This is a genomic window from Pauljensenia sp. 20925_1_25 (assembly GCF_041433955.1).
GTDB lineage: Bacteria > Actinomycetota > Actinomycetes > Actinomycetales > Actinomycetaceae > Pauljensenia.
This window is the reverse complement of sequence record NZ_JAPWCL010000025.1, coordinates 1-20,275: the sequence shown is the minus strand read 5'-3', so window position 1 is coordinate 20,275 and position 20,275 is coordinate 1. Positions and strand designations below refer to the sequence as shown.

At 67.0% G+C, this 20,275-nt stretch carries 19 protein-coding genes and 3 tRNA genes; 4 read left to right on the top strand and 18 right to left on the bottom strand.

The window, feature by feature from the left end:
* Window positions 1-88: 88 nt before the first annotated feature.
* The 4 genes from O3932_RS09485 to gltX all read right to left on the bottom strand — a co-directional run bounded on the left by O3932_RS09485 (window position 89) and on the right by gltX (window position 2,297).
* A tRNA-Glu gene (locus O3932_RS09485) sits at window positions 89-164 on the bottom strand.
* 21 nt (window positions 165-185) lie between these two features.
* Window positions 186-258: transfer RNA gene (locus O3932_RS09480), tRNA-Glu, on the bottom strand.
* Between the two features lie 27 nt (window positions 259-285).
* Window positions 286-357, bottom strand: a tRNA-Gln gene (locus O3932_RS09475).
* Window positions 358-791: 434 nt separating this feature from the next.
* Window positions 792-2,297 (bottom strand): glutamate--tRNA ligase, encoded by a 1,506-nt coding sequence (gene gltX, locus O3932_RS09470; RefSeq protein WP_371538018.1) that lies wholly within the window; start codon window positions 2,295-2,297, stop codon window positions 792-794.
* 143 nt (window positions 2,298-2,440) lie between these two features.
* On the opposite strand from gltX, the gene O3932_RS09465 reads away from it, so the two are divergent.
* On the top strand, window positions 2,441-3,613 hold the full coding sequence (locus O3932_RS09465; protein ID WP_371538016.1) for a MalY/PatB family protein: 1,173 nt from the start codon (window positions 2,441-2,443) through the stop codon (window positions 3,611-3,613).
* An 86-nt stretch (window positions 3,614-3,699) separates the two neighbouring features.
* Here the strand turns inward: O3932_RS09465 and O3932_RS09460 are convergent, their stop codons facing one another.
* From O3932_RS09460 to O3932_RS09445, 4 genes are all read right to left on the bottom strand, one after another.
* On the bottom strand, window positions 3,700-4,497 hold the full coding sequence (locus tag O3932_RS09460; RefSeq protein WP_371538014.1) for a purine-nucleoside phosphorylase: 798 nt from the start codon (window positions 4,495-4,497) through the stop codon (window positions 3,700-3,702).
* On the bottom strand, window positions 4,494-5,939 hold the full coding sequence (locus tag O3932_RS09455) for a cytosine permease (RefSeq protein WP_371538036.1): 1,446 nt from the start codon (window positions 5,937-5,939) through the stop codon (window positions 4,494-4,496). Before O3932_RS09455 ends, O3932_RS09460 begins: the two co-directional genes overlap by 4 nt.
* A gap of 103 nt (window positions 5,940-6,042) precedes the next feature.
* Window positions 6,043-6,810 (bottom strand): fumarylacetoacetate hydrolase family protein, encoded by a 768-nt coding sequence (locus tag O3932_RS09450; protein ID WP_371538012.1) that lies wholly within the window; start codon window positions 6,808-6,810, stop codon window positions 6,043-6,045.
* A 202-nt stretch (window positions 6,811-7,012) separates the two neighbouring features.
* On the bottom strand, window positions 7,013-8,497 hold the full coding sequence (locus tag O3932_RS09445) for an alanine/glycine:cation symporter family protein (protein WP_371538010.1): 1,485 nt from the start codon (window positions 8,495-8,497) through the stop codon (window positions 7,013-7,015).
* Between the two features lie 252 nt (window positions 8,498-8,749).
* On the opposite strand from O3932_RS09445, the gene O3932_RS09440 reads away from it, so the two are divergent.
* A complete protein-coding gene (locus O3932_RS09440) occupies window positions 8,750-11,503 on the top strand; it encodes a DEAD/DEAH box helicase (RefSeq protein ID WP_371538007.1) in 2,754 nt (917 codons plus the stop codon).
* Window positions 11,504-11,602: 99 nt separating this feature from the next.
* Here O3932_RS09440 and O3932_RS09435 read toward each other — a convergent pair whose 3' ends face one another.
* The 10 genes from O3932_RS09435 to O3932_RS09390 form a co-directional block, all read right to left on the bottom strand.
* Window positions 11,603-12,031, bottom strand: a complete 429-nt coding sequence (locus O3932_RS09435) for a bleomycin resistance protein (protein WP_371538004.1) — start codon at window positions 12,029-12,031, stop codon at window positions 11,603-11,605.
* A 53-nt stretch (window positions 12,032-12,084) separates the two neighbouring features.
* Window positions 12,085-12,768, bottom strand: coding sequence for a Pr6Pr family membrane protein (locus tag O3932_RS09430; RefSeq protein WP_371538001.1), 684 nt, complete (start codon window positions 12,766-12,768; stop codon window positions 12,085-12,087).
* Window positions 12,761-12,904 (bottom strand): hypothetical protein, encoded by a 144-nt coding sequence (locus O3932_RS09425; protein WP_371537998.1) that lies wholly within the window; start codon window positions 12,902-12,904, stop codon window positions 12,761-12,763. Before O3932_RS09425 ends, O3932_RS09430 begins: the two co-directional genes overlap by 8 nt.
* Window positions 12,905-12,980: 76 nt before the next feature.
* Window positions 12,981-13,739 carry an ABC transporter ATP-binding protein gene (locus O3932_RS09420; protein WP_371537995.1) on the bottom strand — a complete coding sequence of 253 codons (759 nt, stop codon included), beginning with the start codon at window positions 13,737-13,739 and terminating at the stop codon, window positions 12,981-12,983.
* Window positions 13,732-14,628, bottom strand: coding sequence for an ABC transporter ATP-binding protein (locus tag O3932_RS09415; RefSeq protein WP_371537993.1), 897 nt, complete (start codon window positions 14,626-14,628; stop codon window positions 13,732-13,734). Before O3932_RS09415 ends, O3932_RS09420 begins: the two co-directional genes overlap by 8 nt.
* Window positions 14,625-15,446, bottom strand: coding sequence for an ABC transporter permease (locus O3932_RS09410; protein ID WP_371537990.1), 822 nt, complete (start codon window positions 15,444-15,446; stop codon window positions 14,625-14,627). Before O3932_RS09410 ends, O3932_RS09415 begins: the two co-directional genes overlap by 4 nt.
* On the bottom strand, window positions 15,443-16,411 hold the full coding sequence (locus O3932_RS09405) for an ABC transporter permease (protein WP_371537988.1): 969 nt from the start codon (window positions 16,409-16,411) through the stop codon (window positions 15,443-15,445). Before O3932_RS09405 ends, O3932_RS09410 begins: the two co-directional genes overlap by 4 nt.
* Entirely contained in the window at window positions 16,411-17,892 is a 1,482-nt protein-coding gene (locus O3932_RS09400; RefSeq protein ID WP_371537985.1) for an ABC transporter substrate-binding protein, read from the bottom strand. Before O3932_RS09400 ends, O3932_RS09405 begins: the two co-directional genes overlap by 1 nt.
* Before the next feature lie 169 nt (window positions 17,893-18,061).
* A complete protein-coding gene (ybaK, locus tag O3932_RS09395) occupies window positions 18,062-18,571 on the bottom strand; it encodes a Cys-tRNA(Pro) deacylase (protein ID WP_291450869.1) in 510 nt (169 codons plus the stop codon).
* Window positions 18,572-18,590: 19 nt separating this feature from the next.
* Window positions 18,591-18,980, bottom strand: a complete 390-nt coding sequence (locus O3932_RS09390) for a YccF domain-containing protein (protein WP_009647395.1) — start codon at window positions 18,978-18,980, stop codon at window positions 18,591-18,593.
* 120 nt (window positions 18,981-19,100) lie between these two features.
* Here O3932_RS09390 and O3932_RS09385 point away from each other — a divergent pair, with 120 nt between their 5' ends.
* Window positions 19,101-19,799, top strand: coding sequence for a YggS family pyridoxal phosphate-dependent enzyme (locus tag O3932_RS09385; protein ID WP_371537982.1), 699 nt, complete (start codon window positions 19,101-19,103; stop codon window positions 19,797-19,799).
* Window positions 19,800-19,846: 47 nt separating this feature from the next.
* Window positions 19,847-20,275, top strand: a 429-nt coding sequence (locus O3932_RS09380; protein WP_371537979.1) for a MarC family protein, incomplete at its 3' end; no start/stop codon positions are given.

Sequence of the window (20,275 nt, the reverse complement as noted above, 5' to 3'; positions counted from 1 at the left end):
CGGTGAGCAAAGTTTTCTGCAAAGCACAAGAAAAACCGCGGCATCGCGGTAAACAAAAACCTCGCCACCGCAACGGTGACGAGGTTCGTGGTACCCCCAACCGGATTTGAACCGGTGTTAACGCCGTGAGAGGGCGTCGTCCTAGGCCGCTAGACGATGGGGGCCTCGATTCAATTATGAATCCGTACCCCCAACCGGATTTGAACCGGTGTTAACGCCGTGAGAGGGCGTCGTCCTAGGCCGCTAGACGATGGGGGCCTCGACTGAAACTGACGTTTCAGATCGCTGGGGTACCAGGACTCGAACCTAGAATGGCTGAACCAGAATCAGCTGTGTTGCCAATTACACCATACCCCATTGGGTATCACCCGCTTCATTCTCACGTCGCTGGCGACAGGAGATAACTTTAGCGGAGCCTCGCTCGCATGCCAAATCGAAAGCCAGTGGCAACGGTCACTCTCATCAATCGGGTGGTAGGGCGGGCCGTACCGCAGGGTTGGGCTACCCCGTTCCGCACGTAAACCCCCCGTTCCGCACGTAAACCCCCTCTTCCGCACGTAAACCCCCTCTTCCGCACGTAAACCCCCTGTTCCGCACGTAAACCCCCTGTTCCGTACGTGGGCGACCACGCCCACACTCCGATTAGCGGGTTCACGTGCGGAAGAGGGGCCAACCTCCGAGAGGCCCGCTGCCACAACGAGCCCATACGACGTCGAACGACGCGTGCGCACATGACGATGCCCCGGCCTCGTCCCATGAACAGGCGACGAGGCCGGGGCCGGGCGCAGCGATCAGGCCAGGGAGGCGCGCAGGGCGCGCAGGCGGGCCAGCGAAGAGTCGCGGCCCAGGATCTCCATGGACTCGAACAGCGGCGGGGAGACCTGGCGGCCGGTCACGGCGACGCGCAGCGGCCCGAAGGCCAGGCGAGGCTTGACGCCCATCTCGTCGACGATGCGAGCACGCAGCGACTCCTCAAGGGAAGCGGTCGTGAACTCGGTCAGGCCCTCGACGGTTTCGATGGCGGCGTCCAGAACGTCCGCCGCGTTGTCCTTGAGCTTGGAGATGGCCTTCTCATCCATCTCCAGCGCGTCGTCGGCGACAAAAAGGAAGCCGAGCATACCGGAGGCCTCACCGAGGACCTGGATGCGTGTCTGAACGAGCGGGGCGGCCTCGGTGAGGATTTCGCGCTCACGCTCGTTGAGCGCCTCGAACGAGTCAGCCGACACCAGCTCGTCGCGATGCAGGAAGGGCACCAGGCGAGCCCGGAAATCCTCGCCGTCCAGCAGGCGGATGTGCTCGGCGTTGATGGCGATGGCCTTCTTCTGGTCGAAACGCGCCGGGTTCGGATTCACGTCCGAGATGTCAAAGGCCTGAGCCATCTCCTCCATGGAGAAAATGTCGCGGTCTGGCGCGATCGACCAGCCCAGGAGGGCCAGGTAGTTGTTGAGGCCCTCGGGGATCATGCCCGCGGCCTTGTGGAGCAGCAGGTTCGACTCGGGGTCACGCTTGGAGAGCTTCTTGTTGCCCTCGCCCATGACGTAGGGCAGGTGACCGAAGCGCGGCATGAACTTCGCGACGCCAATGGCCTCGAGCGCGCGGTACAGGACGATCTGGCGAGGCGTCGAAGACAGCAGGTCCTCGCCGCGCAGCACGTGAGTGATCTCCATGAGCGCGTCGTCAATCGGGTTCACCAGCGTGTAGAGCGGGTGGCCATTGGCGCGCACGATGACGTAGTCCGGCACCGAGCCAGCCTTGAAGGTGATCTCGCCTCGGATCAGGTCCGTGAACGTGATGTCCTCGTCGGGCATGCGCAGGCGCAGAACCGGCTTGCGGCCCTCGGCGCGGTATGCCGCGACCTGCTCCTCCGTCAGGTCGCGATCAAAGCCGTCGTAACCGAGCTTCGGGTCCTCACCCTTGGCGCGGTGACGTTCCTCGATCTCCTCGGGGGTCGAGTAGGACTCGTAGGCGTAGCCGGCCTCAAGCAGGCGCGCGGCCACGTCACGGTAGATGTCCATGCGCTCGCTCTGGCGGTAGGGGCCGTGCGGTCCGCCCTTACCGACACCCTCGTCCCAGTCGAGGCCCAACCACTGCAGGGACTCGATGATCTGATCGAAGGACTCCTGGGAGTCGCGGGCGGCATCCGTGTCTTCGATACGGAAGACGAAGGTTCCTCCCGTGTGGCGGGCGTAGGCCCAGTTAAACAGGCACGTGCGGACCATGCCGACGTGAGGGGTTCCAGTGGGCGAGGGGCAGAAGCGGACGCGAACGTCGGCGCCGGTGGCAGTTGTTTCACTCATGATTCCCCCATCCTACTCCAGAGGCGCTGTTGCATTTGCTTGATGGGCGGGTGCGCTGCGACGCGAGGTGGGACCGCGTATACCATGGTTGCTTTACCGGGATCGGCGCGCGCCGTATCCACCGACTCATCCAGGAGAACACCGTGTCCGTTCAACTCTTTTCCGACTCCCACCTCTACCGCACCGGCTCGCTGAAATGGACGGGCATCACGACCGCGAGCGGTGAGCCGACGATTGGCGCGTGGATCGCGGAGATGGACTTCGGGACAGCCCCGGAGGTCGCCGATGCAATGAAGGGCGCGATTGACGACGGTCTGCTGGGCTACCAGCCGACCTGGCTGGAGCCGCGCATCGCGGGCGCGACTGCGGAGTTCCAGAAGCGTCGCTTCGGCTGGGACGTGGACGCCTCGCAGGTGCGCCTCATTACCTCGGTCCTGCCCGCGCTTGAGGCGACGATCGATCACCTGGTGCGCCCGGGAGCACCGATCATCGTACCGACGCCCGCTTACATGCCCTTCCTGACGATTCCGGGCAAGTTCGACCACCCCGTCATCGAGGTCCCCTCGCTGCGCGGCACGCGCGCCGGCGGGCACGGCTGGGCGCTCGACCTGGAGGGGATCCGCGCGGGTCTCGAGGCCGGGGCTGGCCTCGTCATCCTGTGTAACCCGTGGAACCCGGTTGGCCGCGTCCTGCGCGAGGATGAGCTGCGCGCCCTGCACGACGTGGTCTCCGACTATGACGCGCTCGTGTTCTCCGACGAGATCCACTCCCCCCTCGTGTTGGACGAGCAGATTCCCTTCGTCTCCTACGCGAGCCTCGGCCCTTCGTTTGCCTCCCACACGGTGACGGCGACCGCCGCGTCGAAGGGCTGGAACATCGCGGGCCTGCCCTCCGCGCAGGTCATCCTGCCCGACGAGGCGCTGCGCGAACGCTGGGACGTGTTCGCCGCCGACGTGCGCCACGACGCCAACGTTATCGGCACGCTCGGCGCCATCGCTGCCTACGAGCACGGCGACGCCTGGCAGCACGAGGTCAAGGACCTGATCCGCTCGAACGTGGACCTGGTGGAGCGTTCTCTCGCGGACACCCCAATCGACTTCGTGCGCCCTGAGGGCACCTACCTGACCTGGTGGGGCTTTGACGGCATCGACCTTGGCCCCCTCTCCCCCGCCGCGACGCTGCGCGAACGCGCCCACATCGGCGCCAACGAGGGACGCACCCTGGGCACCGACTACGCCTCGTGGGCGCGCATCAACCTGGCGTGTGCCCCCGACGTCGCGTCGCGGATCGTGGAGCGTGTCCTCGCCTTGCTCTGATTGGTTTTTCGTATAACACGAGGCCGTGGCCGGGAACGGTGGACATCCACCCCCGGCCACGGCCTCGTTTGTCTCTGTGCGTGCACTCAGGCTCTCAGGGCCGCCTCGATGCCGGCGACCACGGTCTGGCGGGCCGCGGAGGCCGCCTCGACGACGGCGGCCGGGTCCGTAGGCACGTCGGCGAACGACAGGTCGGAAACGACCGACATGCCGGCGACGCGCACGCCCAGGGCGTGCAGGGTGAGGGCCTCCATGACGGTCGACATGCCCACGCAGTCCACGCCGAGGCCCGCGAGGATCCGGGTTTCAGCCATCGTCTGGTACTCGGGGCCGCGCAGGATCGCGTAGACACCCTCGCGCTGGCACACACCGCGCAGCGCATCCGTCATCTGAGCGTCCCACACGGTCGACACGTCCAGGAACAGCGGGCCGTCGAAGGGCGAGGTGCCGCTGAGGTTCCCGTGGTCAGTGATCGCCATGACGTCACCCAGATTCCAAGGCCTCAGACAGCCGTTCGCATTCGTGAGCACCGCGCGGCTGATCCCGGCAGCCGCAGCCGCGCGAACCAGGGCGGTGACGGGGCGGACGCCCAGCCCCTCGTAGAGGTGCGTGCGCCCCGTGGCCACGAGGACTACTCCCCCGCTCGTCTCGTACGCGCGCAGCTCGCCGCCATGCCCGTCCGCAACCGGGGCGACGACGCCGGGGATCTCGCCCAGGGGTATGGTGGCCGCGGGGGCTCCCCAGGCCTCGTCGAGAGCGTCAGCCAGACCCGAGCCGAGCACAACGAGGGCATCGGGACGTCCCGCGAGGTCAGTGAGGACGTGACCGCCGGCCACGGCCTCGTCATCCAAGAGAGCCTGTGTGAAACGCGGGTCGACGCTCATTGCTCGCCTTCTTCCGCGCCCTGCGCGTACGTGCGCGAGGCCAACTTCTCCTGCGCGCGCACGCGGCCCGCGCTGGTCACCCAGTAGCCGACGAAGCCCACGACCATCGCCAGGAGAATGCCGATGTTGGCACCCGCCCAATCGCCCTCGCGACCGCCCAGCGGGCCGAGGAGATAGCCCTGCCAGGACAGCCAGGAGGCGCTCGCATTGACGACGAGGCCCCAGCCCACCAGCGAACCAACGACCAGCGAGGCGACCGCGCCCCAGTTCACCGAGCCGTAGCGGCCAGAGGGAGTGAAGAGCGAAGGCTCGTCGTAGTCCTTGTGGCGCAACGCGATGTCCGCCAGCATCACGCCGCCCCACGCGGCGATAACGACACCCAGAGTCGTCAGGAACGCCGTGAAGGGCGTCAGGAAGGAATCCGCGAAGAACACGACGACGATTGTCCCGACCGTCATGATCGTGCCGTCAATCGCGGTGGCCACCGGGCGCGAGACAGGCACACCCGTGGCCAGCAGCGACAGGCCCGAGGAGTAGATGTCCATGACGATGCCGCCAATCAGGCCCAGGATCGCGACCAGGGCGAAAGGAATGAGGAACCAGGTGGGCAGCAGCGTGGTAAGCGCGCCGATCGGGTCACCGCCGATGGCCTCGGACAGGGATTCGTCGGCCGAGCCGACCAAGAGGATACCGAAGAAGACCAGGATAACCGTGGGCAGCGCCGCACCCACCGTCGTCCACCCGACCACGCCCTTCGTCGAGGCCTCGCGCGGCAGGTAGCGCGAGTAATCGGCGGCCGCGTTAATCCAGCCGAAGCCAAAACCCACGAGGAGCATACAGCCCGCTCCGAGCACCGCGGTCAGGGGTGCCGCGGGGCGCGAGGCGAGGATCGCGAAGTTGATTGTTGGAGCAACCAGAACCAGGTAGATGATCGTCAGGGCCGCAGTGGCCCACGTGATCCACGTCTGGACCTTCATGATCGCCTCGAAACCGAGGATGCCCGAGCCGGCCGCCAGAACGACGACGAGGATCAGGGCAAGGATCTGAGCGACGACGTGATTCGTAAAGCCCAGCGCCCCCATGACCGTGGCCGTGGCCTGGACCGCCATGATCGCCAGGAAGGTCTCCCAGCCCACCGTCAGGATCCACGAGATCGCCGCAGACACGCGGTTACCGTTGAAGCCGAAGGCCGCGCGCGACAGCACGAGAGTCGGCGCGGAGCCGCGCTTGCCCGCAATCGCGATGAAGCCGCAGACCAGGAAGGACAGGGTCACGCCCACGAGGGACACGACGATGGCCTGGGCGAGGGAGAGCCCGAAGCCGAGGACCCACGATCCCCACGAGATACCCAGGACCGAGATATTCGCCGCGAACCACGGCATGAACAGGTCGGAGGGTTTTCCCTTGCGATCGGATTCTGGAATGACGTCCAGGCCGGCCATTTCGACGGCCAGCGCGCCCGATGACTGCGGTTCGCTCACGGTGTGCTCCTATGTGACGGAGATATTGTCAGAACGACGTAATCCTATCACACAGGTCACACGTTCATGCTCGGACGACGGGATTCATGAGGCTCCCAATCCCCTCAATCTCGATCTCCACGCGGTCACCCGCATCCACGCGCCCGCAGCCCGCAGGGGCACCCGTCACGATGACGTCGCCGGGCAGCAGCGTCATCTGGTGGGACACGTAGGAAACCAGCTCGAAGGGGTTCCAGATCATGTGTGCGGTCGAGCTGTCCTGCGCCTTCTCCCCATTTAGGTAGGAGCGGATCGCCAGATTCGTGACGTCAAGAGTGGGGTCGACCGTGATCCACGGACCCAGCGGGCAGGAGGTGTCGAAGGACTTGCCGCGCGCCCAGGGCCCGCCCGTCATCGCATCGCGAGCGGTAACGTCGTTGGCGACCGTGTAGCCGAGAACCACCTGAGGCGCGTCCGAGGCACTCACGTCCTTGGCCAGGGACTTGATGACGATAGCGAGTTCGCCCTCGAAAGCCACGTCATCCGACCACGCGGGGATCGCAATCGGGTCGTCGGGTCCGATCACCGAGGTGTTGGCCTTCAGGAACATCGGCGGCTCGGGGCGCTCGTCGGCCGGAATCGGCGTATCCGAGTAGTTGTTTCCGATGCCCACGACCTTCGAGCGCGGGATCACCGGGGAGAGCAGCCGGACCTCGTCCAGCTCGTAGATCTGGCCGGAAGGCTCCACCGGCGAGAACAGCGGGTCGCCCTTGAGGCCGACAATCCGCTTCGATCCCTCCTCGAGGGCACCATAGACCGGGTTCGTTCCATCGGAAAAACGTGCGATTCTCATGGCAGTAGCCTAACCCGCGAGCAGCCCAGCGTCGGGTGAAGCGCCGACGGTTTCGAGGCCTCGGCGAGGATAGGAGGTAGACGAGGCCGGGGAACGGAGGCGGGAACGACGCGAGTCCGGCACGCGAGGGGCGTGCCGGACTCGGAGAGGCGTCGGGTGCGTGAGGCACAAAGTGTGCCCCGCGGACCCGATTTTCTTTCTGTCAGTGCTTCTTGTTCTTGGGGCGTTTCCAGACGTTGCCCGGGACATCGCGCGGCAGGAGCGGGTTGTTGTGGCCGACGAAGACGGGATCCTCGATGCCAGCCTTGCGCTGCGCCTGGTAGTCCTTGAGCGCGCCAACGACCCAACGCGACAGGAAGATGAGGGCGACCAAGTTGGTGATCGTCATGACCGCCATCGCGATGTCGACGGCATTCCACACGACGTCCAGGCTCAGCAGCGCGCCGACAGTGGCCGACACGACACACACGACGCGCACGGTCCAGGTCGCCCAGGGCGCGTCGCCAAACACGAAGGACATGTTCGTGTCGGAGTAGACGTAGGCCGCGATAACCGAGGAGTAGGCCAGGACAAAGATCAGGATCGCCATGGGCACGATCGTCCAGGCACCCAGCTCGTTGGCGACAGCCAGGGTCGTCAGGTTCGAGGGATCCACGCCGTCGCCGCCCCACACCTCGGGGCCCGCGAGCAGGATGACGAAGGCGGTCGCGGTGCACACGACGATGGTGTCGATGAAGACGCCCAGGGACTGGATGAGGCCCTGGCGCACCGGGTGCGACACGGTCGCGGTCGCGGCGGCGTTGGGAGCGGTACCCTGGCCGGCCTCGTTGGAGAAGAGGCCGCGCTTGGTGCCGTTGATCATCGCGGCGACGATGCCGCCGCCCAGGCCACCGACCGTCGCCTGGGCGGAGAAGGCGGAGGTGAAAATCTGGCCGAGCACGCTGCCGAACTGCGAGAGGTTCATCAGGCAGATGATCGCGACCATGATGACGTAGATCGTCGCCATGATCGGGGCCATCCACTCAGTGACGCGCGCGACAGTGCGGATACCGCCGAAGATGACCATCGCGGAGAAGACGAAAATCAGGCCAGCGATCGTCAGCTGCGCGGCCGAGAAGCCACCGGCCCCCTGGAGGGGCTGCTTAGCGGCCTCGCCGAAGGCGCTGGTCAGCGTGCCCGCGATGGCGTTGGACTGCACGGAGGTGATGACGATACCGCAGGTCACGACGGTGATGACGGCGAAGATATTGGCCAGCACGCGGTTTTTCATGCCGCGCTTCATGTAGTAGGCGGGGCCGCCACGGAAGGAGCCGTCGGAGTGCTTGACCTTGAAGATCTGGGCGAGCGTCGCCTCGAAGAATGCGGTGCCCATACCGACCAAGGCAACGACCCACATCCAGAAGATCGCGCCGGGACCACCCATGAGGAGGGCGGCGGCCACGCCGAACACGTTGCCGATACCCACGCGCGCGGCCAACGAAATCGCGAAAGCTTGGAAGGACGAGATGCCGCCGTCGGCACCTTTGCGCGACCCCAGGACAGTGCGGATCATCTCCGGGAAAAGGCGCACCTGCACGAAAAGGGAACGGGCCGTCAGGAACAGGCCTACCCCGATCAGGACGTAAATCGTCACGTTCAACGTGATCCAGTCGGCGATGGCCTTTTCAAGCAGGGCGAATTGTTCCACAGGAACCTCCCGGGGTGTCTATCGACGAGGCCGTGGTTACGTCGCGGGGCCTCGCGCACTTCGCAGGTCGAACCCGCGCGTTGTATGGGACCCGTTCATCTTGCCACAGGGCTTCGCGCCCGGCAGGCGACGTCTCGCCACGCGCACGGCCGCACTCGTGCGCCTGACCGGCCCCGGCCTCGTCGATGAGCTGTGGGAAGGGCCCGGCGGTGCGGGGACGCAGACGAGGGCGGGGTCTGGGACAATGGGGGTATGAGCGCGACTTTGAACGAGATCCTGGACGACCTGGAGGACGAGGGGCGGCTGGGCGACGACGACGCCCTGTACGAGGCCTTCGTGTCCTGGGCCGAGGGCACCGGGCGTCCGCTCTACCCCCACCAGGAGGAGGCCCTGGTCGAGATCCTGGCGGGCAACCACGTCATCGCGGCAACCCCCACGGGTTCGGGTAAGTCAATGATCGCGCTCGCCGCGCACTTCACGTCGATGGCGCACGGGGGCCGCTCGTACTACACGGCGCCGCTTAAGGCCCTGGTGTCGGAGAAGTTTTTTGACCTGGTGTCCCTGTTCGGCGCGGACAACGTCGGCATGGTGACCGGCGATGTCTCGCTGAATGCCGACGCGCCCATCATCTGCTGCACGGCCGAGATCCTGGCGAATCAGTCGCTGCGCGAGGGCCCCACGCTGGACGCGGACATGATCGTCATGGACGAGTTCCACTTCTACGGGGATCGTCAGCGCGGCTGGGCGTGGCAGGTGCCGCTCCTGGAGCTGCGGACCCCGCAGGTGGTGGCGATGAGCGCGACGCTGGGCGACACGACGCGTTTCGAGCGCGCGTGGAAGGAACGCACCGGGCGCGACGTGTCCCTTATCGACGACGCGGAACGCCCGGTGCCCCTCGAGTTCGAGTACGTCGTGGATCGTCTGCCCGACACGGTGGAGCGGCTGCTGGGCGAGGGCCGTTGGCCCGTCTACATCGTGCATTTCTCCCAGCGCGACGCGGTGGCCACCGCGCAATCTTTCGACCGTTCCTCGCTGATTTCGCCCGAGCAGAAGAAGGCGATCGCCGCGCAGCTGGCGGGCGTGTCGTTTACGAAGGGCTTCGGGCAGACCCTCAAGTCGCTGCTCGCGCAGGGCATCGGCGTGCACCACGCGGGCATGCTGCCTCGCTACCGCCGCCTCGTCGAGCGCCTCACGCAGGCGGGCCTGCTGCCAATCGTGTGCGGCACGGACACCCTGGGCGTGGGCATCAACGTGCCGATCCGCACGGTGCTCATGACGTCACTCGTCAAGTACGACGGGCGGCGCATGCGCCACGTGAGCGCGCGCGAGTTCCACCAGATCGCGGGCCGCGCGGGCCGAGCCGGCTTCGACACGGTTGGTTTCGTGCGCGTCCTGGCACCCGAGCACGAGGTCGACGCCGCCCGTGAGCGCGCACGCCTGAGCGCCGCTCAGGAGGCCGCACGCGACGCACGCGAGGCCAAGCGGGCCGCGAAGAAGTCCGCGAAGAAGCGCAAGGGCCCGGGCGCGGGCGAGATCTCTTGGACGCGCTCGACGTTCGAGCGCCTGGTGGACGCCGCCCCCGAGCAGCTCACGAGCCGTTTTGAGATGACGCACGCGATGGTCCTCAACGTGCTGGCCGGGGCACCCGCGGCCGGGCGCGACCCGGGCGAGCACCTCGTGTGGCTGGCGCGCAACAGCGACGATCCGCCCACGGATCGCAACCCGCACCTGCGCCGCCTGGGTGAGATCTACACGTCGATGAAGCAGGCGGGCGTCGTTGAGCACGTGTCTTCTGCCGAGGCCTCGGCGTCGGGTGAGCCTCGCCTACGAGCGGCCACCGACCTGCCGGATGACTTCGCGCTCAACCAGCCGCTCTCCCCCTTCGCGCTGGCGGCCCTCGAGTTGCTGGACCCGGACTCCCCGACCTTCGCCCTGGACGTCGTCTCGGTCATCGAGTCGGTCCTGGAGGATCCACGCCCGCTCCTGTTCGCGCAGGAGAAGGCGGCGCGCGCCGAGGCTGTGGCCGCGATGAAGGCGCAGGGCATGGAGTACGACGAGCGCATGGCCGCGCTGGAAGAGGTCACGTGGCCGCGCCCGCTGGCCGATCTGCTGGGGGATGCGTTCGCGGTGTACCTGCACGCGAACCCGTGGATCGAGGATCAGGAGATTTCACCGAAGTCGGTTGTGCGCGAGATGATCGAGAACGCGCTGACGTTCACGGGGATCGTGGGTCGCTACGACGTGGGCCGCTCCGAGGGCATCGTGTTGCGTTACTTGACGGACGCGTACCGCGCGCTGCGCCAGATCGTGCCCGACGAGCTGATGACGGACGAGCTGCGGTCGATTATTGCCTGGTTGTCGGCGTTGATCCGCGCGGTCGACTCCTCGCTGCTGGACGAGTGGGAGGCCATGTCCACGGGTCAGGCCTTCTCCCCCGCGTCCGAGGGTGACGGCACGGAGGGTGCGGAGCTGGCGTTTGGCGCGCGGGAGGACGGGACCGTTCCGTTCAGCGCGAACCGTCACGCGTTCCGCACGGCGATCCGTGGTGCCCTGTTCGAGCGCGTGGAAGCGATGAGCCGCGACAACGTCGAAGCCTTGGCGCGCCTGGACGAGGCCTCGCGCACCCCGGTGGTCGCACCGTGGGGCGAGGACGAGTGGGACGCGGTGCTCGAGCGCTACTGGGCGGAGCACGAGTGGATCGGCATCGACCAGCGTGCGCGCGCCCTGTCGCTGTGCTCCTTGAACGAGGCCCCGACTCGCGAGGACGTGCTGGAGCTGGCCCCCGCTGTGGTTTCCTCTGATTTCGAGCGCGCCCAGGCCGCGCGCATCGAGGCGATCGCGGACGCGGTCGATCAGGCTGCGGCCGGCACGTTCTGGCTGGCCACGCAGACCCTGTTCGACTCGGAGGAGGACATGGACTGGCGCATCGTCGCCCTCGTGGACGTGCCCGCCTCGGACGAGGCTGGGCGGGTTGCCCTGGCCACGGTCACGGTCGGGGCGCGCTAGGTTCGTCCAAATTCGAGGGGCACCACAGCGTCGTCGTTGTAGCGATTCGGATGAGTCGGGAGGAAGCAACACGGGTGGCCGTGGTCCCAGCCATCCGAGTTATCCTCGCAGAGCGGGTCTCTCGCCGATTTCTTGCTGGAGGCGCAGCAGGTAGCCGTCGGGATCCTGGACTAGGAACTGGCGGACGCCGATTTCAATATCTCCCGCCCGATACCACTTCTCTTCGGGTTCGACGAAGATCGGCCACCCTGCCTCGGTGATGCGGTGCCATGCACTGTCCAGGTCTTCGATCTGAACCTCAAGGTTGATCCCGCGGCCAAGCGGCAGCTCAAGAGGACCGGTTGCCCACGTCCTCCCGCGGTCGATCTGGTCGAGCATCAGGTGCGCGTTACCCAGGACGAGGTAGCCGAATCCTTCTTCGGGCCGCTCGTAGCGGAGGGAAAAACCGACGAGGTCACACCAAAAACGGCGCGATGCCTCGTAATCAGTGACGGCAAGTTCAGGAACAAGCCCGGGTTCACAGCTCATGGCCTCACTCTAGCGGCCTCTGACGAGACCGTGTCCGGGAAATGCACAGACCGTCAGCGCCGCGACGCCTTGCGGATCACCCAGTCCGCGCCCGCGAAGAGCGCCATGAAGACCAGGGCGCCGATCAGGATCGCCACAATGTTGATGGCGACCTGCGCGTAGCCGATGCGCCACACGTTCACGAAGCAGTAGGGGTACTGGTGCGTGAAGGAGCCTCGCACGAGCGTGTATGCCACCCACGCCACCGGGATCAGCAGAGCGCGCCCCAGCGTCGCCCACGTGATGCCACCGCGCGGCCCCGCGAGCGCGGCCGCGCCCACAAAGGCAGCCGGGACGACGATGTGCTGCAGCGGGTTGGTGACGAGCGCGAAGCCGGACAGCGTTTCGTAGGGGCCAATCAGGGTCGCATAAACGATGGCGGTCACCGTGATCATCATGAGGGCGCACAGGTGCGTGGCCCTCCCCCATGTTCCGACGCGGCCTCGGCGCGCGAGGAGGGTCGAGATGATCGCGACCATGATGTTGGACAGCTCAGTGAAGTAGGACAGGCAGTTGATAAGGCGCTCGGGCGCGCCCGCCCAGCCGTGGGCGGCGCCCGCGAAGAGCCCCTCTTCATGGTAGGTGGGCGGCGCATATCCGTCGAAAGCCGTAATGATGAGGGTGGCGGCAACGCCCGCCCAGGCGAGGGCGGCAACCACCCAGTAGGCGGCCCGCCCACGGCGGCTCAGTTCAGTCATGTCGGTTGTCATCGTTCTCCCCAAACGCTTCCGCCGCAGAGCCATAGCGCGCCGCAGAGAGACGCCCAGCAGCAATGTCGCGAGCCTCGCGCATGGCCGCCTCAGTTTCTTCGTTGTACCGCAGATCTGCAGACACGATCACAGTCTCCTCGTTTTTCCGCGCTCACGTGAGCTGTGTGTTCCTTCTCCACTGTAAAACCCAGCGTTTGACGCTACAAACGCGGCACGGCCTCAATCAGTGCGCGCGTGTAGGACTCGCGCGGGGCGGACATGATCTGCCGAGTGTCCCCGGCCTCGACGATGCAGCCCTGCTGCATGACGGCGATCCGGTCGCACGTGGAAGCGACGGTCGCCAGGTCGTGAGACACGAGCACGAGGGCCATGCCGCGCTCGCGCGTGATCGACCCCAGCAGGTCCATGACGGAGGCGCGCGTGGACATGTCGAGCGCGGAGACCGGCTCGTCGGCGATGAGGACGCGCGGGGCGGGGGCGAGCGCGCGGGCAATCGCGATGCGCTGGCGCTGGCCACCCGAGAACGATCCGGGGTACTCCCCCGCGCGCGCCGGGTCGATGCCCACGTCGGTGAGGACCTCGCGCACGCGGGCACGAGCCGCCTCACCGCGCGAAACCCCCAGGGCGTGCAGTGGTTCGGCGATGGACGCGCCGATTGTCATGCGCGGATCCAGGGAAGAGAACGGGTCCTGGAAGACCGTCTGGACGCTGCGGCGCAGCGTCCGCATCGATGACTTCGAGGAGGCGCGGACGACCTCGCCGTCCAGCAGCACCTCACCCGCGCTCGGCGCGAGAAGCCCGAGAAGCACGCGGGCAAGCGTCGTCTTGCCGCTGCCCGACTCGCCAACGAGCGCAACGGACTCGCCCGCACGCACCTCGACGCTGACGTCGTCCAGGCCAGCGTCGCTGCCCGGGTAGCGGAAGGACACGCCTCGGGCGCTCAGGATTGGCTCACTCATGGGCGTTCCCTTCGTTGTCGGTCGACGAGGCAGGCTCCCCCTCGCGCTCCCCCGCCTCGTGGGGCGCGTGGCCGGGCTGGGAGTCGGGGCGGACGGCGCCGATGCGCTCGAATACGGAGTCGAGTGCGCGCGCGGCGGACGCGATGGAGCGTGCCGAGTCGGAGAGCGTGTCCGGCGCGGTGCGGATGACCTCGACGGGCACGTCGTCGGTGATACGGCCGGCGTCCACGACGATGACGCGGTCGGCCATGCGTGCGACGACGGGCAGGTCGTGGCTGATGAACAGGAGGCTCACGCCTCGCTCGCGGGTGACCTCGTCGAGCAGGTCCAGGACGGTGCGCTGGACGGTGACGTCAAGCGCGGTCGTGGGCTCGTCGGCGATGAGCAGGGAGGGCGAGGCGGCGAGCGTCATGGCCAGGGCGACGCGCTGACGCTGGCCGCCCGAGACCTCGTAGGGGAAGGACCGGGCGATGCGCGTGGGGTCGGGCAGGGCGACTTCGGCGAGTGCGCGGTCGATGGCCTCACGCAGGGCGGTGCCTCGCAGACCGCGGTGGCGGCGCAGCGGCAGCGCGATCTGCTTGCCGAGCCGCATGAGCGGGTCGAGAGAGGTCGCGGGGTCCTGGAACATCATGGCGATCTGCGAGCCGCGCAGCGAGCGTAGCACCCGCTCGGAGGCACCCACGAGCTCGCGGTCGCCCCAGCGGATCGAGCCCTCCACGCGCGCGCCTTCAGGCAGCAGTCCCATGATCGCCAGGGACAGCATCGACTTGCCCGAGCCGGAGGATCCGATGATGCCGACGTGCTGGCCGTCGGGCACCTCCAGGGTGATGCCGCGCAGGATGTGCGCGTCCCCGATCCACACGTTCAGGTCAGTGATGGACAGGCTCACTTCGCACCTCCCTGGGTGGGGTCGATGAGGGAACGCAGGCCGTCGGCCGCGAGGTTGGCTCCCAGGACGAAGGCGACGATCGCGACGCCCGGGGCGATGGCGCCCAGCGGCTGCGTCGTGAAGGTGGCCTGCGCGTCTTGCAGGAGGCGGCCCCAGGAGGCGTTCGGCGGGGGCGCACCCAGACCCAGATAGGACAGCCCGGCCTCGGCGAGGACGGCACCACCCATGGTGACGGCCAGGTTCGTGGCCAGGGTCGGCCAGATGTTAGGCAGGACGTGGCGGGTGAGGATCCCCCACGTGGACACGCCGGAGGTGCGGGCGGCCAGCACGTACTGCTCGGCGAGGACTCGCCGAGCCAGGATGCGCGTCAGGCGCGCGACGACGGCCGAGGCGGCCACGCCGATTGCGACGGTGACCGTGGCCAGGGAGGCACCGAAGCCCGCGACGATGAGCATCGCGAGGAGCAGCGTCGGGAAGGCGATGAGCACGTCGAGCAGGGCCGAGGCCACGTCGTCCACCCACGGGCGGGCCAGCGCGATGGCCAGGCCGACGCTCACGCCGATGAGGGCGGCGACAGCGACGGCTCCGAGGCCGACGATGAGGGCGATGCGCGCGCCCACCATCATGCGCGAGGCCAGGTCGTGGCCCAGGCGGTCCGTGCCCAGGAGGTGTTCAGGAGAGAAGCCTTCGAGGCGTCCGCCGCTCGTGTCCTCAATCGGGTACGGAAGCCACACGAGAGAGACGAGGGCGATGAGCGCGAGCACGCCCACCAGGAGCGCGCCGACGACGAGAGACAGCGGGATGCGGCGGGCATTCACGGGCGGCCTCCCGCGCTCAGGGACGAGCGCAGGCGCGGGTCAATGACGCGCTGCAGGACGTCCGCGGCGAAACCGATGACGAGGACGAGGGTCGTCGACACGAGGAGAACCCCCTGAATCGATGGGTAGTCGTGCTGGGCGATAGCCGTCGTCAGCATCGAGCCAAGGCCGGGAAGAGCAAAGACCTGCTCGACGACGACCGCACCGATGAACGTGGTCGCCAGCTCGATACCGGCGATGGAGATGACCGGGATCGAGGCGACGCGCAAGCCGTGGCGCACCATCGCCTCGCCACGCGACTCGCCCAGGGAGCGCGCGAACTGCAGGAACGGAGCATCGAGGACGTCCAGGGCGGCGCTGCGCGTGTAGCGCGTCAGCGAGGCCGTGGACACTAAGACGATCGTCAGCGTCGGCAGGACGAGGGCACGCACCGCCTGCGCGGCGTTCGTCCACCCGCGCGCGGGGAAACCCGAGGCGGGCAGCCAGTGCAGGTTCACCGCGAAGACCAGGACCAGGAGCATGCCGATCCAGAACACGGGCACGGCGATACCCAGCTGCGCGAGAGCGGAGATCACCGTTCCCACCCAGGAGCGGCGCGCCCGCGCGGCCACGTACCCCAGCACAATCGCCAGGATCAGCGAAATCCCGAAGGCCGCCAGGGTCAGCGGCAGCGTCACCGCCATGCGCGAGGCAATCTGATCGTTCACGCTCAAACCCGACGTGAACGAGGTACCCAGGTCGCCGCGCAGCAGCGACGAGGCCCACTCACCAAACTGGCTCCACCACGGCAGGTCCGAACCCACCTGGCGGCGGGCCGCCTCGATCTGCTCGGGGGTGGCCGTGCCCGACGCAAGCGCATTCGCCGGATCGCCCGGCAGGAGACGCAGGAGAACGAAAATCGCCACGAGGGCTGCCGATCCGGTGAGGATCAGCAGCCCGGTGCGCCGCAGCAGGTACCGAGTCATCAGTTCTTGGAGATGCCCGAGACGACAAACTGCGAATTCAGGCCGTTCACGCCGTAGCCCGACACGTTGGAACGCGCGACGACGATCTGCGGGTAGAGGTAGAGCCAGGCGCTGGCCGCGTCCGCCGCGATCTGCTCGTTAGCGGCGCGCAGCTTCTCGGTCTGCTCGTCCTCGGTGGAGGCCTGCTCTGCCTCGTCGATCAAGGCGGTCACGGCCTCGTTGTTGTAACCCCAGTAGAACGTCGGGTTGCCGTACCACACGACGTCGCGCGTGTTGACGTGCTCCTGGAGGGTCGCCTGGAAATCGTGCTCCTTGTAGACCTTCGAGTACCACTCGTCGGCGGTGATCGTGTTGATCGTGACGGTCACGCCCACCTTGGCCAGCTCGGACTTGAGGAATTCTGCGACCGTGGGGTGCGGGTCGTAGGAGGGCGTGTCGAGCGTGAAGCTCAGGCCCTCAGCCCCGGCCTCGGCCAGCAGCGACTTCGAGCGCTCGGGATCGTAGGGGTTGACGGAGGTCAGGTCCTCGTACCACGGGTCCGACGGAGGAACCATCGAGCCGATCAGCTGACCCGCGTCGCCCCAGATGGACTCGAGGAGCTTCTCGCGGTCGATGGCCGAGTAGATGGCCTGGCGCACGCGCGCGTCATTGAAGGGGGCCTGCGCGTCGTTGAAGGCGAGCAGTTCCTTCGTGGTGGAGGTGCCTTCGGAGACCACGAAGTCGGAGTTGCCCCGGAACGTGGCCAACGCGTCCGGGGACTGCAGGGAGGTAATGATATCGATGTCGCCCGCGCTCAAGGCGTTCGTCATCGCGGTGGCGTCCGTGTAGTAGTGGAACGTGACCGCGTCGTTCTTGGGGACCTCGCCCCAGTAGCCGTCGCGGGCCTTAAGCGCCAGGGTCGATCCCTTCGTCCACGTGTCCAGCGTGTAGGGGCCGGTGCCGTCGGTCTCGGTCTGCGAGTCGAAGCCCTCGGGAACCATCCACAGGTAGGACAGGTTGTAGGGCAGGGAGATCGAGCGCTGCGAGAGCGTCACGATCAGCGTCTGGGGATCGGTGGCCTCGACCGAGTTGATGACGGCCAGCTGTGACTTGCGCGCGGACTGGGAGTCGTCGGCCAGGACGCGGTTGATCGAGTGAACGGCGTCGGCCGCGTCGAAGGAAGAGCCGTCGGAGAAGGTCACGCCATCGCGCAGGTGGAAGGTGTAGGTCAGGCCATCCTCGCTCACGTCGTAGGAGGTGGCCAGCTGCGGCTGAATCGTGCCGTCGTCGGCGAGGGAAAACAGACCCTCGTAGACATTACCGTTGAGCGCCTCGGTGACGCCCTGGCCGCCACCTGCGATGTTGGAGAGGTTGACGGGTTCGTAGAGTGATCCGATCTCGATGGTGTTGGGATCGGTGGAGGCACCGCTCGAGCAGGCCGCGAGCGCCATGGCGGCAGCGATGGTCGCGGCGGTGAGGGCGAGGGGCTTGTGAGCTGTCATGCGGGGCACTTTCGTGTCGGGACGGGCCGGCGGTCCGTGGATACCAGGCGAATCTACCGTAGGGCCTATTTTGACGCATACAGCTTTCCGCCGAGTAAAACAACGTGACAGCTCGCCCCCGCATTCCCCCTCCGTCCGGGGGCCGGACGGAAACCGGACGAGGCCGGGGTCAGACCTGCGCGAGGTCCGTGACCTCCGCGTTCGTCAGTTCGACGAGATCCAGGGGACTCAGCTCGACGCTGAGGCCTCGGCGCCCGCCAGAGACAATCATGGTCTCGTGGTCCAGGCACGCCGAATCAATGAACAGCCGGTGCGAGGTCGTCTGCCCGAGCGGGCTGATGCCGCCCACGACGTAGCCAGTGCGGCGCTGCGCGACGGCCGGATCGGCCATGGCGGCGCTCTTGGCACCGGCGGCTTTGGCGATCAGCTTCATGGACAGGTGAGCCAGGGCTGGCACGCAGCCGACGACGAACTCGCCGGTGGGTTCCAGGCGCACCATGAGCGTCTTGAAGGCCTGCGTGGGGTCGATACCCAGTTTCTCGACTGTTTCCTCACCGAACGCCCGGGCGGCCGGGTCGTGCTCGTACTCGTGGATGGTAAAAGCAACGCCAGCCGCCGTGAGCGCCTCGATGGCGCGGGTGGGGCCACCGCCGTGGTCCTTGCTGTGTTTACGAGCCATGACCCCAGTGTAGGACGCGTCAGAGGATGGACGCAGTCGGGTCGTCGATGACGACCTTACCGAAGGGGAAGCAGGTGATCGGAATCATCTTGAGGTTGGCGATAGCCAGCGGGATGCCGACGATCGTGACGGCCTGCGCGGCAGCGGTCGTGATGTGCCCGATGACGAGCCACAGGCCCGCGACAAGGAACCACACGATGTTCATGAGGGCCGAGCCAGCACCCGCGTTCGGCTTGTCGACGACGCGCTTGCCGAAAGGCCACAGCACGTAACCGGCGATGCGGAAGCAGGCCACGCCCGCAGGGATCGTCACGATGAAAATGCAGGAGATGATGCCCGCCATCACATATCCGAGGAAGAGCGGGAGTCCTCCGAAGAAAAACCAGATGATGTTGAGCAGGGTACGCATTGTTTTTGTTTGTCCTTTCCGTGTGTCGCGAACATTCTAGTGTGCCACGGGGCAGGCCCCTGCCAGCCCTGAGACGCCCCTGATTGAACCCCGAAAGCCGCGCCCGCGTACCATGAGGCCATGAGTATTCCCGAGGCCATCGATGCCGCCCGCGACCGCATCGACCGCGCCACCTCCGCGTGTGGCCGCACCGATTCCGTGACGTTGGAGCTGGCGGTCAAGACACGCACACCCGAGGAGTGCCGCGCCGCCGCTACTGCCCTCGCCGAGGCGGGGCTGCCGATCCTGCTGGGCCACAACCGGGTACAGGAGGCGCGCGCGACGGTGGACGCGATCCGCGAGGTGCCCGGTGCCCGCCTCCACCTGATCGGTCCTCTCCAGTCCAACAAGATCAATCACGCACTGGCCTGCGTGGATGCAATCGAGTCGCTGGACTCCCCCGCCTTGGCTGCGAAGATCGACGCGCGCGCCACCGGCCCCTTCCCCATCTTCATCGAGGTGAACGTGTCGGGCGAGGCCACCAAGCACGGGTGCGCGCCCGCCGACGTCGCGCAGCTTATCGATGCGGTCGAGGCCTCGGCTCACCTCCAGCTCGCGGGCTTCATGACGGTGGGCCTGAACTCCCCCGTCGAAGCCGACGTGCGCACCGCCTACGCGCAGCTGCGCGACATCAGGGACGAGGCGGCAGTGCGCCTGAGCATCGAAGAGGCCGAGCTGGCGCTGTCGATGGGCATGAGCCGGGACCTCGAGTGGGCCATCGCCGAAGGGGCGACCATCGTGCGCCTGGGAACGGCCATTTTCGGGGCCCGCCGCGTCTGAGCAGACCGCTCACTCGCGCCAACACGCCACCCTGTAGGATTGCCCCCATGACGACCGTTCTCGCAGGAATCTCAGCGACGATCCTGGCGCTCGCTCCGATCACCAACCCGATCGGAGGCCTCGCCGCCTTCGCGGGCCTGACCGCCGCCGACGACCCGGCGGCGGTGCGCTCCCAGGCGTGGAAGACCGGCATCTATGTCTTTGCGATCCTCACGGTTTTTGCTGTCAGCGGCTCGCTCATCATGCGTTTCTTCGGCTTCGACCTGCCCTCCCTACAAATTGCCGGTGGCCTGGTCGTCGCTCACTCGGGTTTCTCGATGCTGGAAAACAAGCGCCGCGCCACCCACGAGGAGGCTCAGCACGCGACAGCCAAGGCGGACGTCTCCTTCTCTCCCATGGCGCTGCCCCTCATCGCGGGTCCCGGCTCAATCGGCGTCGTCATCGCGCTGGCCGCCCGTAACACCGCCGTCGGTTTT